Genomic DNA, 13,483 nt, shown 5'->3' with positions numbered 1-13,483 from the left:
GCCGCTGCCGAGCCCTGTCGCGTCGTGTCTCCCCGGTTCTCGCGAACGACTCTCTACCCGAGGTGCTCCGAGCGCGCCGATCCGGCGTGAGACCGACCGCTCCGGCGATCGCCCGCACCAAAGCCCTAGTCGCCAGGGCGCGGGCGATCGCCGGACGCAGCTCCTCAGATCCCCACACTCGCCACCTTCCCTCGGTTGCCACCTTCCCCCGGTTACCGGTTCCCCCGGTGGCCGGTTCCCCCGGTTACCGGTTCCCCCGGTTACCGGTTCCCCCGGTGGCCGGTTCCCCCGGTGGCCGGTTCCCCCGGTGGCCGGTTCCCTTACCGGCGGCCTTCCCGCGGGGCGGGCCCTGGCCGGCCGAGCTTGGTCGACTTTCATGATCAACCGCGGGAATGATCTTCGCGGCTGGTGGTCACGGGTGTGTCGGCAGGCTCGAGAGACCCGTGAGCGCCAGCTTTCCCGGCGTGGCTGGTGTTCACGGGTCACTCGGGGTGCCCGAGGCACCCCGGATCGCCAGCCCGCCGCCCGCGGGGTACCGCTCGGCCGTCCATGATCGAACGCTGGCCGAGGGTCCGTCATGCCGACCCAACGGGCACAGCACCGCCTACCGCTTCCGCCGCGTACCCCGCGCCAACACCCACACCGTCAGCGCCGTCGCAATCGCCGACAGCAGAATGACCACACCCACCACAACGTGCCACCACGGCAGGGCTGCCCCATCCCCCGACGACGCCGCCACCGTTACCGGCCCCGCCACAATCTCCATAGCCGCACGTTAGCCCCCATGATCACGGGCAAGGGCGGGGCAGGACGGGCAAGGGGCAGGGCGGGCCGGGGGCGGCTGGGGGCGAAGCGGGGGGCGGCTGGGGGCGGCTGGGGGCGGCTGGGGGCGAAGCGGGGGCGGGTGGGGGCGGGTGGGGCGGGGTGAGTCAGAGGGGGTCGGTGGGGAGGGAGCGGCGGAGGAGTTTGCCGGTGGCGTTTCGGGGGAGGTCGTCCAGGAAGAGGACGTCGCGGGGGACCTTGTAGCGGGCCAGGTTGGAGCGGACGTAGTCGCGGATGGCCTCGGGGTTCTGGGGGGAGGACGGGGTGGGGACGATGAAAGCGCGCAAGCGGGTGCCGAACTCCGGGTCCGGGACGCCGATGACGGCGGCGTCGAGGACGTCGGGGTGGGTCATCAGGAGGTTCTCGACCTCGACCGGGTAGACGTTCTCGGCGCCTGAGATGATCATGTCGTCGTCGCGGCCGTCGATGAAGAGGAGGCCGGTGTCGTCGAAGTGGCCGCGGTCGCCGGTGGCCATGAAGCCGTCGATGATCTGTTTGTGCTGACCGTCGGTGTAGCCCTCGAACGGGATGCCGGTGCGGACGAAGACGCGGCCGGTGACGTCCGGAGTGGTGAAACGTCTGCCCTCGTCGTCGAAGAGCGCGACGTGCACCGTGACCGGCGGCTTTCCGACGGTGCCGGGAGCGCGGCGGGACTCGGCGGGCTGGGCGACCGCGGCGATGGCGACCTCGGTGGAGCCGTAGACGTTGTAGATCACGTCGCCGAACGTCTCCTGGAAACGGGCCGTCAGCTCCGGCGCGAGCGGGGATCCGGCGACGAAGACCGTACGCAAGCTGGAAGTGTCGTATTTTGCGATGGTCGAGGGACCCAGCGCGAGGATGCGCGTCAGCATGGTCGGGACGGCGACCAGCATGGCGGCACGGTGGTCGGCGATGGCCCGCAGGATGCTCTCGGCGTCGAAGCGGCGCAGCAGGACGGCATGGTTGGCGAGGGAGAGGCCGACGGTCCACGCGCCGAATCCGGTGGTGTGGAAGAGCGGCGAGGCGATCACCGCGGCACCCTGGCGCGGGAACGGGATCCGGTCCGCGATCATGGCGCTCGCCAGTGGGGAGACCTTGGTACGCGGTGCGCCCTTGGGCAGTCCGGTGGTGCCGCTGGTCAGGATGATGAACCCGGCGGGGCGGTCGGGCAGGGGCAGCGGCGTGACCGGCTGCCCGGCGGTGAGCGCGTCGAGGTCCGCGAACCGGTGGACGTCCGGTTCCAGCGCGCCGACCACGCCGGCGAACTCGCTGTCGTGGATCACCGCGCGGACCTTCTCGCGGGCCACCACCTCGACCAGCTGCTGCGGGGCGAGGCCGGTGTTCATCAGCACCAGGCGGAGCCGGGCCCGGGCCGCGGCGCTGATCGTCAGCGGCAGAACCCGGTCGTCGCGGGCGAGGACGCCGATCACCGAGCGTTCCGGCAGGCCGAGCGCGGTGAGCGCGTGCGCCAGCGCGTTGCTCTGCTCGTCCAGCTCGCGGTAGGTGAGGGTGCCCCGGTCGTCGGTGACGGCGGGCGCGTCGGGATGCTCGGCGGCGGCCTTCATGATCAGGGCGGCCTGCGGGCCGAGCCGGGCGTTGTGCACGGCGGCGCGGACCAGGTGATCGGGGCGCAGCAGGTTCACGATGCCGATCTGGTGCATGCGGAGCACCGCCTGTAGCGACTCGAGGATGCTCATGGCCGTCCCTTTCCGGGGTCACCGGCGAGGAGCCGGTCGATGAGTGCGCGGTCGGTGGTGCGGTGCACGAGGCGCGTGCCGTCGGGGGTGAGCGCGGTGAGGACGGCCGCCTCGGGTTCGCCGTCGCGCCGGTAGGTCACGGTGAAGGCCTCGACGTCGTCCGGGGGTTCCGCCGTGAGCCGGGCCGTGCGGGTCGCGGCGACCACCGGCACGTCGATGTCGCGGAACGGCGAGCGGGGCGGCCGCGCGGAGAGGATCGTGGCGGCGTGCTTGGTCAGATACCAGCCGACCGCGGTGACCAGGCCGTACTCGTCCGGCGTGGCGCGCAGCAGCGAGACCAGGTTGGCGACCGCGTGACTCGCGTAGTTGTTGCCCGGGCCGCCCGCGAAGGTCAGCCCGCCGGTCACGGTCAGCGGGCGCTCCGGATCGTCGGCCGGCAGTCCCAGCTCGGCGGCGGCGATCTGCACGGCCGACGGGAAACACCCGTACAGGTCGAGGTGCTCGATGTCCCCGATGGACAGTCCGGTGTGATCGAGAACGGTCTCGCCGATCGCACGGAGGGCCGGTGAGGTGGCCAGGTCGGCACGCTCGGTCACGAACCACTCGTCCTCGGCGTGCGCCCCGGCGTGCACGAAGATCCACCGGTCCTGCGGGATGCCGGCGTCGTGGGCCGCGGCCGCGCTGCACAGGATCAGGCCGGTGCCCTGATCGACCCGCAGGTCGGCGGTGAGCAACTTCGGGTAGGGCCACGCGACCGGGCGGTTGGTCACGCTCACCGCGGCCAGTTCCGCCGCGTTCCGCGCTTGCGGCCGCCAGGCGTACGGGTTCTCGGCCGCCACCTCCGAGAACCGGGCCCAGAGACGGGTGATCCGCTCCCGGTGCCGCTCGGCGGTCAGCCCGGTGGCCGTGCGGATCGCCGACTCGATCAGGGCGTACAGGTAGATCGGGGCGATCAGGCCGGCCGCCGTCTCCACGTCGTTGTTCGGCTCCCGGTCGGCGCCGAGGACCCGGGAGGGCGCGATGCCGTCGGGCTGTCGCGGCCAGTCGAGCGGCCGGCCGGCACGTTCGGCCGCGGCGGCGGTGGCGGCGGCCTCGGCACCGCAGAGCAGGGCGATCCCGATCTCGCCCGCCGCGATCCGGGCGGCGACGTCGTTGACCAGCCGGAGCGGCCCGTCCCCGCCGAAGAGCCCGGTCTGCACGGTCTCCGCGGGCGCGGCGCCGACCGCCTCGGCGATGAGCGCGGCGGCGTCGGCGTACTGCCAGGAGACGCTCGCCACCCAGCCCACAGTGTCCGCATTTTTCAGGATCTCGGCGCTGAGCCCGGCCTCACGCAGCGCTCGAACCGCCAGCGAGACCGGGTCGCCCTCGCTCGCGCGATCGGTGACCTGACCGGCGCCGACGATGACCGGCGCCCAGGGATCGATCTCCGCCCCGCTGCGGAGATGCCGGATGGGGGCGGGCTTGGGCCCGGCGGAAGGAACCGGCCGGGCGGAGGCAGGCCGGGCAGAGGCTGGCGCGAGCGGCGGCTCGGCGCGGGCAGGGCCGGTACGGGCAGGGTCGGTACGGGCGGAGGCCGGGGTGGGGCCGGCGAGCCGGTTCAGGGACTTCTGGATCGCGTCGGCGAGGTTGCGGGCGACCATCGGCCCGAGCGGCCCGTCCGTCGGCCCGCCCTGGACGCCGCCGTCGCAGCGCACGATCGTCCCGCTCCCGGACGGCGTCAGGGAGAGGTAGAAGCCGACCTCGATCCCCAGCGGCCCGGTCCCGTCGAGCCACACGGCCCGCGACGGCTCCACCCCGGCGACCGTCCAGCGCACCTCGGTCGGCGTGCCCATCAGCCGTACCCGCTGCCGGAACGCGGACCCGTACGTGAGCACAGCGGGCGGAGCGGACGGCCAGGCGGCGTGCATGACCAGCCAGTCGGCCATCCGGGCCGGAACGGCCAGGATGGCGAAGACCTCCGTGGGCGGCAGCGGCACCTCGGCGACGGCGACCACCGGATGGGCGAGCCGGCGGGGTGGTTCGATCGCGGGTGGCACGGCCGGTGCGGGCGGCCGCCGGGTCAGATGAGTCCGGGCGACCGTGAGGATCCGACGGAGCGGCATCGACGACTCCCTAACAGTCTGGCGTGACCGTAGGGCAGTGAGCTGGGTCACGGCAAGATCTTCGGAGCCGGATGACCGCGGAAAAATGCACAGGAAACATTCCAAACAGGAACGAACCGAGGCGCGCAACCCGAGAGGCCGTCGCTTTAGCGGCAGCTCAGGGGCCGCCGTCCGCCAGATAATGGGTGACCATGTCTCGTGCCGGACTAGGAGGTGCCGTGCACAATCAACGCATGATCATCATAGGTAGGCGGCTCTGACGGATGGAGCTGACACCGGAACAGAGTGAGCGACTGCGGCGGCTCCTGGAGGACGAGCTGCGGTCGGCCTATCAGGCCGCGCGGGAACGCGGCGTACCGGCGGCCGCCCTGGACGCGGATCTGGCCGGCCGCCGGAGCCTGCTGGAGGAGCTAGCCGGCGGCGTCGCGGACGATCCGCAGGACGCGGAGGGTCAGGAGGTCCCGCGCGGCGGGGTCGGCGAACAGCGCTGAGATGCGCTCGTCCACGCCGGCACCGGTGCGCGGGGGCCGGTCCAGCTCGTCGGCGCCGGTGCCGTCGACGAAGTAGTCACGGAGCACGGTTTCCACCGTACGGGTGACGTCGAAGCCACGCGCCAGACGATCGGCGATGGCCTCGACCGCCGCGGCGGCGGCCGCCCGGATGTGGGCCTCGGCCTGCTCGCCGGGCTCGACGGGACCGAGGGGCCGCAGGTCACCGGGGTTGTCGCCGGGGTTTCCGGCCACCGGCGTGGTCTTGTGTCCCAGTGGGCGTTCCACGTGCGCTTCGTACCATGCCGGCCGTTGACGCATGACACCGAGGACCACATCGATGTCGTGCTGCACCCGGGTGGTGGTGCTGCCCTGGTGGTCGCCGGTGAGCACGGCGCGGTCGCGGGCCCAGCTGTCGACCGGCCAGACGCCGGTACCGGCGCCGGTGGGCAGGCCGACCCAGACCAGGATCTTCAGGGCCAGCTCGCGGTGCCAGGGGTCGGGGAGCGCATCGGCCAGGGCCCGGCTCATCCGGGGCCGCTGCAGGGCACCGCGCTCGCCCCGGCGGCGGCGGTGACCGTCGATCGTCGCGTGGAGCGCACGGCTGGCGAGCCAGCCCTCCAGGTCGTCGATCGGCACGGTGGCGGCGAGGAGGTGCTCGACGACGGCCTCGACGTCGTCGTAGAACGCGTCGAGACAGGGCCCGTCCAGATTGCGCAGACTGCGGGCGCAGTGCGGGTGCCCGCGGCGCTGCTCGACGCGGCGAGTGACCACGTCGAACACGATCGGGTGAGCCACCGCGTACGCCGCCCGGTAGAGGCGGCGCCGGTCGGCGGGTGACACGGTGCCGAGCCCGCCGGTCGCGGCGAGGCGCCGCAGCCAGGCCTGGTCGTCCGGGACCGGGCGCTGATTACGGGGCCGGGGAATGCCCGGCGGCCGTGCGTCCGCTGGTCGTGCGCCGGCCGGGCCCGCACTGTGCCGTGCGCCGTGAGGTGCCCCCCACCCATCAAGCGCCGTCATTCTTTCCTCACTCTAAGTGATTTCGCTTTTCGGACAACCCCGCGTGATGGCATATTGGAGCATCGAGATTCCGGTGACTTTCCGTTATATGCCGGGGTTCCCTGTCCGCCAGGGGTGAATGTGTGGACACAGCAGAGACTGGGCGAGGACGAGGTGCTCGCCCACCGCGAACTACGACCCGCGACGGGCCGGGGCGTGCCGCCGTCCGGCGACACGACGAGGACGGCCGTACGCTGCGGCCGCCCGCTGATCTATCCGGTCTCCGCCGCCGAGCTGCCGCCGCCGCTGCGGGCCCGCGCCGACCGGGTCGGCACCCGGTACGCGGGCGCCCTCTTCGCCTTCGACCTGGAGCCGCCCGCCGCCGGCCGCCGCTACACGGGCGCCCGTTTCGAGGTCGCGCTGACCGCACCGGCGTCCCGCGCGGTCCGGCTGGCCGCCGGCGGTGACGAGCTCGGCCTGGTGCAGGACCCGGAAGAGACCGGGGCCGCGTCGCCGCTCGCCGCCCGTACGGTGGCCGCCGCCCGGACCCGCCCCGGCTGGCTGCGGCGGCTGGCCGGGCGCCGGGACACCCCACGGGCGTGGACCAGCGGGGTGAACACCCCGTCGTTCGGGTGGCTCTACGACGACCCGGGCGGCCGCCTGCTGATCCCGGACACCCACGCCGTGCACGCACTGCTGGAGCTGCCGACGTGGGCGGTGAAGGTGCCCGGCGCACTGACCGTCCAGGTGGAGATCAGCGGCCCGGACGGGCGGGAGAAGGCGGTGCTCGGCGAGGCGGTCACCTTCGACGAGCCGCTCACCGGGGCCGGTCTCGAGGCCGGGGCGGCGGTACGGCTGTGCATGGCCGCGGACGTGGTCGGCTACAGCGGACGGCGTACCGAGGAGACCGCGCGGCTGCAGCACGACCTGGTGACCGTGCTGGGCGACGCACGGCGGGCGGCCGGGATCAACGAGGGCATGGTCGACCCGCAGCCGCAGGGCGACGGCCAGTTCACCGTGCTCCCGGTCGGCATCGACGAGTCGGTGGTCATCCCGGCGCTGCTGCGGGAGCTGGGCGCCGGGCTGGCCGCGCGGAACCGGGGAGTGCCCCTGGAGCGGCGGATGCGGCTCCGGGTGGCGCTGCACCGCGGGCTGATCCGGCAGGGCGCGAACGGCTGGGTGGGCACCCCGGCGATCGCGGTGCACCGGCTGCTGGACAGCCCACCGCTGCGCGCCGCGGTCCGGGACCATCCGGCGGCCGGGTACGCCCTCGCCATCCCCGACGTGCTCTACCGCGACGTGCTGGTGCACGCCGAGGAGCCGCCGGCCGCGGGCGACTTCCAGCCGATGACGGTGGACCTGCCGGAGAAGGGCTTCACCGAGCAGTCCTGGATCCACGTCGGCCCGTACCTCGGGGAGTAGCCCTCAGGTCCACTCCGCGCTCTCCACCAGCGCCCGCATCCCGGCCTCGTCCAGGACCACGATCCGCCGGTACCCGGTCCGCAGCAGGCCCTCGGCACGCAGCTGCCGCAGGGCCCGCTGCACGGTGTCCTCCTTGGCGCCGATGAGGTACGCCAGCTCGGTCTGGCTCAGCTCGACGGTGATCTGCACGCCGTCCGCCACCGCCTCACCGCAGCTGGTCGCGATCTCCAAGAGTATCCGGGCCAGCCGGACGTGTGCCGGGAACGCCGAGAACTCCGACCGGCGCTCGTTGGCCCAGCGCAGCCGGCGCCCGACCGTGGCGGTGATCTGCAGGGCCACGTTCGGGTGCCGGTTCACGAAGTCGACGAAGTCCGGCTGGCGGATCACCGTGGAGACGACCTGCCCGCAGGTGGTCACGGTGGCCGTCCGGCCGTTCCCGGTGAACGCGGCGAACTCGCCGACCAGGTCGCCGGGGAGCCGGATGGCCAGCAGCCGGGGCACGCCGCCGACCGCGGTGGTCACCTTCACCTGTCCCTCGCGGATCACCTCGACCTGGGTGTCGAGCCGCCCCTCCACCAGCAGGGTCCGGCCGCCCGGCAGGCGACGGGTGATCCCCAGGCCGAGGAGCTCCTCGCGCTCCACGGCCGACAACTGGTCGAGGAAGGAGCCCGGCGCCCAGGCCGGTTCGCCACCTTCGGTCATGACAGCCATTGCACACAGCAACCCGCCTGCCACGCAACCGCACAGTCCCGATAGGGGTTAGGACTTTTCATCTCCCACGATGGACAGCACCTCGCTCACGATCCGCCGCAGCCGATCCTGCTCGCTCAGCGCCGCGGTCACCCCGCCGACCGGGTCGGCGCCGCTGTGCGGGGCGCGGTCGAGGGTGCTGGTCAGGCCGCCGCCGAAGACCGAGCGGATCACCTCCACCACGGCCCGTTCGGCCTGCTCGCCGCGGGCCAGCCGCTGCCGCAGCGCCGCGACGGCGTCACCGGCCAGCCGGTGCATCTCGCTCTCCACCTGCTGGTCGGGCTCGCCGAGGGCGAGCGGGGTGACCGGTTCCCCGTACGGGTCGACCGCCGCCGCGGCGACCGGTGCCTGCTTGGCACCGAGCGGGCGCTCCACGAAGGACTCGTACCAGCCCGGCCTCGTGCGCATCGCGTCCAGGGTCAGCTCGACCTCGCGCTCCACGGTGGCCGGGTTGCTGCCGGCCCAGTCGCCGGTGTACTCCGCGCGCTGCTGCGCCCAGGACTCCAGCGGCCAGGTGCCGGTCCCGGCGGTGCCCCGGACGCCGACCCAGACCAGGATGTCGACCGCGAGGGCGGTGAGCCACCGGTCCTCGCCGAGCGCGAGGGCGAGCCAGCCGGGCAGGCGGGGCCGCTGCAGGGCACCGCGGCTGCCCCGGCGGCGCCGGTGGCCGTTGACCGTGGCGGCGCCGAGCCGGGCGGCGATCCACGCCTCCAGCCTGTCGATCGGGCGGCGCGCGTGGGTGAGCAGGTCGTCGACGACCGACTCGACGTCGTCGTGGAAACGGTCCAGGCAGTCGTCGGCGAGCCCGTCGACACCGGCGGCGCAGGCGAAGTGGCCGCGCTGCTGCTCCAGCCGCCGGGTGAGCCGGCTGAACACGATCGGCCAGACCAGGTCGTACGCGGCGCTGGTCAGCTCGGCGCGGTCCGGGCCCTCGGCGGCGGCCGCGAGGGCGCCCGCGGTGGCGAGCCGGCGCAGCAGGTCCGCACTCTCCCCGGCACCCCCTGGCCGTATCGGTGGCACGGGTGTCACTGGCACGGCGGTGCGCGAGGCGTAGACGTGCCCGCTGGACGACTGGTTCGCCGCCACACGACGGGACGCGGTGCGGAGGCCGGGCTCCAGCCTCCGGGTTCGCACGCTCGAATCGGCCACCGAGGGCTCCTTCCGATGGTCGGCCGCGATCGGTGGTTGCAGCTTTCTCGGTTCGGAATCGGACGGCGAGCCCGGCACGTCGGAAACACCGTTTCGAGTGTGGAATCGGTACCAACAGTCGCATCCGGCCGGTCGAACGTCGCATGATCCGGGCGATCTTCGGCGCCGCGATCCACCGTCCCGGGGGATGTCGCGAAGCCCCGGGATGTGGATGGAGATCAATTTATGGGAGCGTGTCCGTCAGGACCCCGGTGCCCCTGCCGCGGACCACCGCGGCGGCCTTCACTCGGGAGGGTGACACCGGTGCCCGCTCTCTACGCACTCCTGGTCGGCATCGACCACTACGACTCGCCCACCGTCCAGGACCTGGGTGGATGCGTCAACGACGCCCGGGCCGCGGCCGCCCACCTGGCCGCCACCACGGCGCCCGGCGTCGCCCTGCACACCCGGCTGCTGATCGATGGCGAGGCCACCTACCAGGCGGTCACCGAGGCGGTCCGGAAGCACCTCGGACAGGCCGGACCGGAGGACACCGCACTGCTCTGGTTCTCCGGTCACGGCTCGGACGCGGCGGTGCCCGGGTGGGCCTGGTTCCGCGAGCCGACCGGCCGGGTGCAGACCCTCGTCTGCGCGGACAGCCGCCTGCCGGGCGTACCGGATCTGTGGGACAAGGAGCTGTCGGCTCTGCTCGACGGGGTGGCCGACCGGGCCGGGCACGTGGCGGCGATCCTGGACAGCTGCCACTCCGACGGGGCCACCCGCAATCTGGTGAACCAGGAGCCGGAGGTGCGGACCCGGTCGCTCGAACCGGGCCCGCCGCGCGCCGTGGAGTCCCTGGTCCCCGAGGTACGCGAGCGGTGGGGGCTGACCTCCCGCGAACACGTCACGCTGGCCGCGTGCCGCTCGTTCGAGACCGCGCAGGAGATGCTCTTCGGCGCGGACCGGCGCGGGGTGTTCAGCTGGGCCCTGCTGTCCGCGATGAGCCGTCTCGATCCGGGGTTCACGTACCGGGAGCTGCTCGCCGCCGTACGCCCGGAGGTGGAGGAGCGCGCCATGCGGCAGACGCCGCGGCTGCGGCCGGCCGGTGAGGGACCGGCCGACGGGGTCTTCCTGGACGGCACCATCCGCCGCCCGGTCACCGGGATGCTGATGTACCGCGGCGACGGGGGCTGGCGGATCGACGCCGGGAGCGTGCACGGCCTGCCCTCCGGCGGCGGCGTCCGGGTCGCGGTCCGCGGCGACGGCGTGGCCCGGGAGGCCGCGGTCACCGAGGTCCAGGCGCTGACCAGCCTGGTCACCCCGGAGGGCGGCTGGGAGCCGGCCCGGGACCGGCAGTTCCCGGTGGTGGTGACCGGGCTGCCGCTGCCCCCGGCGACCGTCGCGATCGGCGGGAGCGACCCGGAGGCGGTCCGGCGGATCACCGGGGCGCTGGCCGGCTCCCCGCACGCCCGGGAGGCGGAGCCGGGCACGCTCCCGGACCTGCGGGTGCAGGCCGGCGGCAGCGGGCGGGTGCTCGTCACCGAGCTCGGCGTACGGGTGGCGGACCTGACGATGCTCGGCGCGAACGGGCCGTACGAGGTGGTCGGGGCGATCGAGCACCTGGCCCGGTTCCGGCTGCTGAGCAGGCTGCGGAACCCGGCCACCGCACTCGGCGACCCGGTCCGCATCGAGGTGCTGGCCCCCGAGCCGGGCCAGGACCGGGTCGGCGCGACGGACGGGGAGCTCCTCACCCCCGAGGACGGCGTGTACCGGCTGCGCTACCGCTGGACCGGTGCCGGCTGGGCGCCACCGGGGGTCTTCATCCGGCTGCACAACACCACCGGGCGCCGCCTCTACTGCGTGCTGCTCGACCTGGCGCCCCGGTTCCGGGTGCACGCCCAGCTCTTCCCGGGTGATTTCATCGGCCCCGGGCTGCGCGCCGCCGCGTTCGACGGCCGCCGGGTCCGGGCGAGCCTGCCTGCCGGGATGCTCGCGGAGCCGGGCGCCGCGGCCGACGACCGGCTGAAGCTGATCGTCGCCGAGGAGCAGTTCAGCGACCTGCCGTTCCTGATGCCGTCGCTGGGCACGCCGGTCCTCACCGACCGGGGCCTCGGCCGGTCCGGTCTCCTGGAACGCCTGGCCGGGCGGCTGGTCCACCGCGACCTCGACCTCGCCGACGACGGCACCGCCTACGACTGGACCACCGCGACGGCCGTCCTCCGCGTCGAGGTGCCCGGACCCGGTGCCTGAGCCTTATGTCAACACGTTGACGTTGAGCGGATCGCGCGCGTTTGATCAGGAACGAGGTCGTGAACGTCGTTGCGGGCAGGGCTTCGTCGTCGGATGGAAGGAACCTCCTCATGCGCGTCCTGCTTGTCGGTGCGGGCGGTGTCGGCACCGCGATCACCCGGATCGCCGCCCGGCGCCGGTTCTTCGACGGGATGGTGGTGGCCGACTACGACCTCGCCAGGGCCGAGGCGGCGGTCGCGGCCGTCGGCGACGACCGGTTCAGCGCGGCGCGCGTCGACGCCGCCGACCGGGCCGCGGTGGTGGCGCTGCTCGGGCGTACCGGGTGCGACGTGCTGCTCAACGCCACCGACCCGCGGTTCGTGATGCCGCTCTTCGAGGCCGCGCACGCGACCGGCGCCACCTACCTCGACATGGCGATGTCGATGTCGAGGCCGCACCCGGCCGACCCGTACCGGGAGTGCGGGGTGAAGCTCGGCGACGAGCAGTTCGCCCAGGCCGGGGCGTGGGAGAAGGCCGGGCGGCTGGCGCTGGTCGGGATGGGTGTCGAGCCGGGACTCTCCGACGTCTTCGCCCGGTACGCCGCCGACGAGCTCTTCGACGAGATCGACGAGATCGGCGTCCGGGACGGCGCGAACCTGACCGTGGACGGCTACGACTTCGCGCCCTCGTTCAGCATCTGGACCTGCATCGAGGAGTGCCTCAACCCGCCGGTGATCTGGGAGCGGGACCGGGGCTGGTTCACCACCGAGCCGTTCAGCGAGCCGGAGGTCTTCGAGTTCCCCGAGGGGATCGGGCCGGTCGAGTGCGTGAACGTGGAGCACGAGGAGGTGCTGCTGGTGCCCCGCTGGATCGGGGCGAACCGGGTCACCTTCAAGTACGGGCTGGGCGAGGACTTCATCCGTACCCTCAAGACCCTGCACCAGCTCGGCCTGGACCGGACCGAGGGTGTGGTGGTGCCCGGCCCGGACGGCCCGGTGAGCGTCTCGCCGCGCGACGTGGTCGCCGCCTCGCTGCCCGACCCGGCGACGCTGGGCGACAAGATGCGCGGCAAGACCTGTGCCGGGACCTGGGTCCGCGGCACCCGCGACGGCGCGCCCCGCGAGGTCTACCTCTACCACGTGGTCGACAACGAGTGGTCGATGGCCGAGTACGGCTCGCAGGCCGTGGTCTGGCAGACCGCGATCAACCCGGTGGTCGCGCTGGAGCTGGTGGCGACCGGCGTGTGGACCGGCGCCGGGGTGCTCGGCCCCGAGGCGTTCCCACCGAAGCCGTTCCTCGACCTGCTCGTCGAGTACGGATCGCCGTGGGGGATGCGTTCCTCTTATGAAAAAGCTGTGTCGGCTTGAACAATTCGGCCGTGTGGATCGTCAATGTCAATGACAGCGACTCTGACGGGCAAGGCCGATCCATCTGAAGGTCGACATGACGAGACGTGTTAATCGGGTACGCGTCTGGGGCTGGCTCGCCACTCCCCGGCGCGTGCACCTTCCCATAGCGACGGCGGTCCCACGGACCGTCACCACCAAGCAGATGCCGGGCTACAACGCGGCCGTTCCGGTCCCCCGGGCGCGCGGTGCCGCCGGCTACCAGTACTGGAAGAACACCGTGGCGCCGCTCGACCGGTTCCTGCACCGGTTCCCCGGCGCCCTGACCTCGCACCGGTCGGCGTTCGCCGTGGCGACCGACGTCAACTCGGCCGGCTTCCCGATCCGGGGGCGGTATCGGGGCAGCGTGTGCGGATACACCCGGCGGCGCGGGCTCACGCCGGAGAACTGACTCCCGAAAAAGTGTTATCGGCCGGTCCGACGCATTATTCCTCTCCCCCATTCTCACCAACGTGAGGACA

Annotated in this window: 10 protein-coding genes; 5 read left to right on the top strand and 5 right to left on the bottom strand. The window is 73.1% G+C overall.

What is annotated here, in order from left to right:
- Positions 1–929: 929 nt before the first annotated feature.
- On the bottom strand, positions 930–2,498 hold the full coding sequence (locus tag AB0M08_RS12010; RefSeq protein WP_364491889.1) for an AMP-binding protein: 1,569 nt from the start codon (positions 2,496–2,498) through the stop codon (positions 930–932).
- A complete protein-coding gene (locus AB0M08_RS12005) occupies positions 2,495–4,600 on the bottom strand; it encodes an SRPBCC family protein (protein ID WP_364491887.1) in 2,106 nt (701 codons plus the stop codon). Before AB0M08_RS12005 ends, AB0M08_RS12010 begins: the two co-directional genes overlap by 4 nt.
- A 263-nt stretch (positions 4,601–4,863) precedes the next feature.
- Here AB0M08_RS12005 and AB0M08_RS12000 point away from each other — a divergent pair, with 263 nt between their 5' ends.
- On the top strand, positions 4,864–5,091 hold the full coding sequence (locus AB0M08_RS12000; protein ID WP_364491886.1) for a hypothetical protein: 228 nt from the start codon (positions 4,864–4,866) through the stop codon (positions 5,089–5,091).
- Here AB0M08_RS12000 and AB0M08_RS11995 read toward each other — a convergent pair.
- On the bottom strand, positions 5,011–6,108 hold the full coding sequence (locus tag AB0M08_RS11995) for a hypothetical protein (protein ID WP_364491884.1): 1,098 nt from the start codon (positions 6,106–6,108) through the stop codon (positions 5,011–5,013). The two genes, AB0M08_RS12000 and AB0M08_RS11995, sit on opposite strands and share 81 nt — an antisense overlap.
- Before the next feature lie 120 nt (positions 6,109–6,228).
- Here AB0M08_RS11995 and AB0M08_RS11990 point away from each other — a divergent pair, with 120 nt between their 5' ends.
- Complete coding sequence (locus tag AB0M08_RS11990) at positions 6,229–7,509, top strand: hypothetical protein (RefSeq protein WP_364491882.1); 1,281 nt, start codon at positions 6,229–6,231, stop codon at positions 7,507–7,509.
- A gap of 3 nt (positions 7,510–7,512) precedes the next feature.
- Here AB0M08_RS11990 and AB0M08_RS11985 read toward each other — a convergent pair whose 3' ends face one another.
- Together AB0M08_RS11985 and AB0M08_RS11980 are read right to left on the bottom strand one after the other, a co-directional pair.
- Positions 7,513–8,211 carry a Crp/Fnr family transcriptional regulator gene (locus AB0M08_RS11985; protein WP_364491880.1) on the bottom strand — a complete coding sequence of 233 codons (699 nt, stop codon included), beginning with the start codon at positions 8,209–8,211 and terminating at the stop codon, positions 7,513–7,515.
- A 57-nt stretch (positions 8,212–8,268) separates the two neighbouring features.
- Positions 8,269–9,408: a hypothetical protein gene (locus AB0M08_RS11980; RefSeq protein WP_364491878.1), complete on the bottom strand. Its 1,140-nt coding sequence runs from the start codon at positions 9,406–9,408 to the stop codon at positions 8,269–8,271.
- A 303-nt stretch (positions 9,409–9,711) separates the two neighbouring features.
- On the opposite strand from AB0M08_RS11980, the gene AB0M08_RS11975 reads away from it, so the two are divergent.
- The 3 genes from AB0M08_RS11975 to AB0M08_RS11965 all read left to right on the top strand — a co-directional run bounded on the left by AB0M08_RS11975 (position 9,712) and on the right by AB0M08_RS11965 (position 13,413).
- Positions 9,712–11,637, top strand: a complete 1,926-nt coding sequence (locus tag AB0M08_RS11975) for a caspase family protein (protein WP_364491876.1) — start codon at positions 9,712–9,714, stop codon at positions 11,635–11,637.
- Positions 11,638–11,747: 110 nt separating this feature from the next.
- Complete coding sequence (locus AB0M08_RS11970; RefSeq protein ID WP_364491874.1) at positions 11,748–12,983, top strand: saccharopine dehydrogenase C-terminal domain-containing protein; 1,236 nt, start codon at positions 11,748–11,750, stop codon at positions 12,981–12,983.
- A gap of 76 nt (positions 12,984–13,059) precedes the next feature.
- Positions 13,060–13,413 (top strand): hypothetical protein, encoded by a 354-nt coding sequence (locus tag AB0M08_RS11965; protein WP_364491872.1) that lies wholly within the window; start codon positions 13,060–13,062, stop codon positions 13,411–13,413.
- Positions 13,414–13,483: the final 70 nt, after the last annotated feature.

Source organism: Actinoplanes sp. NPDC051851 (genome assembly GCF_040681165.1).
In the GTDB taxonomy this organism is placed as follows: domain Bacteria; phylum Actinomycetota; class Actinomycetes; order Mycobacteriales; family Micromonosporaceae; genus Actinoplanes.
Note: the sequence above shows the minus strand (reverse complement) of the source record. Positions and strands in the feature narration are given on the sequence as shown.

Excerpts from the sequence above, each read along its gene's own strand:
- AB0M08_RS12010 (WP_364491889.1), bottom strand. The coding sequence starts at position 2,498 with ATGAGCATCCTCGAGTCGCTACAGGCGGTGCTCCGCATGCACCAGATC.
- AB0M08_RS12005 (WP_364491887.1), bottom strand. The coding sequence starts at position 4,600 with ATGCCGCTCCGTCGGATCCTCACGGTCGCCCGGACTCATCTGACCCGG.
- AB0M08_RS12000 (WP_364491886.1), top strand. The coding sequence starts at position 4,864 with ATGGAGCTGACACCGGAACAGAGTGAGCGACTGCGGCGGCTCCTGGAG.
- AB0M08_RS11995 (WP_364491884.1), bottom strand. The coding sequence starts at position 6,108 with ATGACGGCGCTTGATGGGTGGGGGGCACCTCACGGCGCACGGCACAGT.
- AB0M08_RS11985 (WP_364491880.1), bottom strand. The coding sequence starts at position 8,211 with ATGACCGAAGGTGGCGAACCGGCCTGGGCGCCGGGCTCCTTCCTCGAC.
- AB0M08_RS11970 (WP_364491874.1), top strand. The coding sequence starts at position 11,748 with ATGCGCGTCCTGCTTGTCGGTGCGGGCGGTGTCGGCACCGCGATCACC.
- AB0M08_RS11965 (WP_364491872.1), top strand. The coding sequence starts at position 13,060 with ATGACGAGACGTGTTAATCGGGTACGCGTCTGGGGCTGGCTCGCCACT.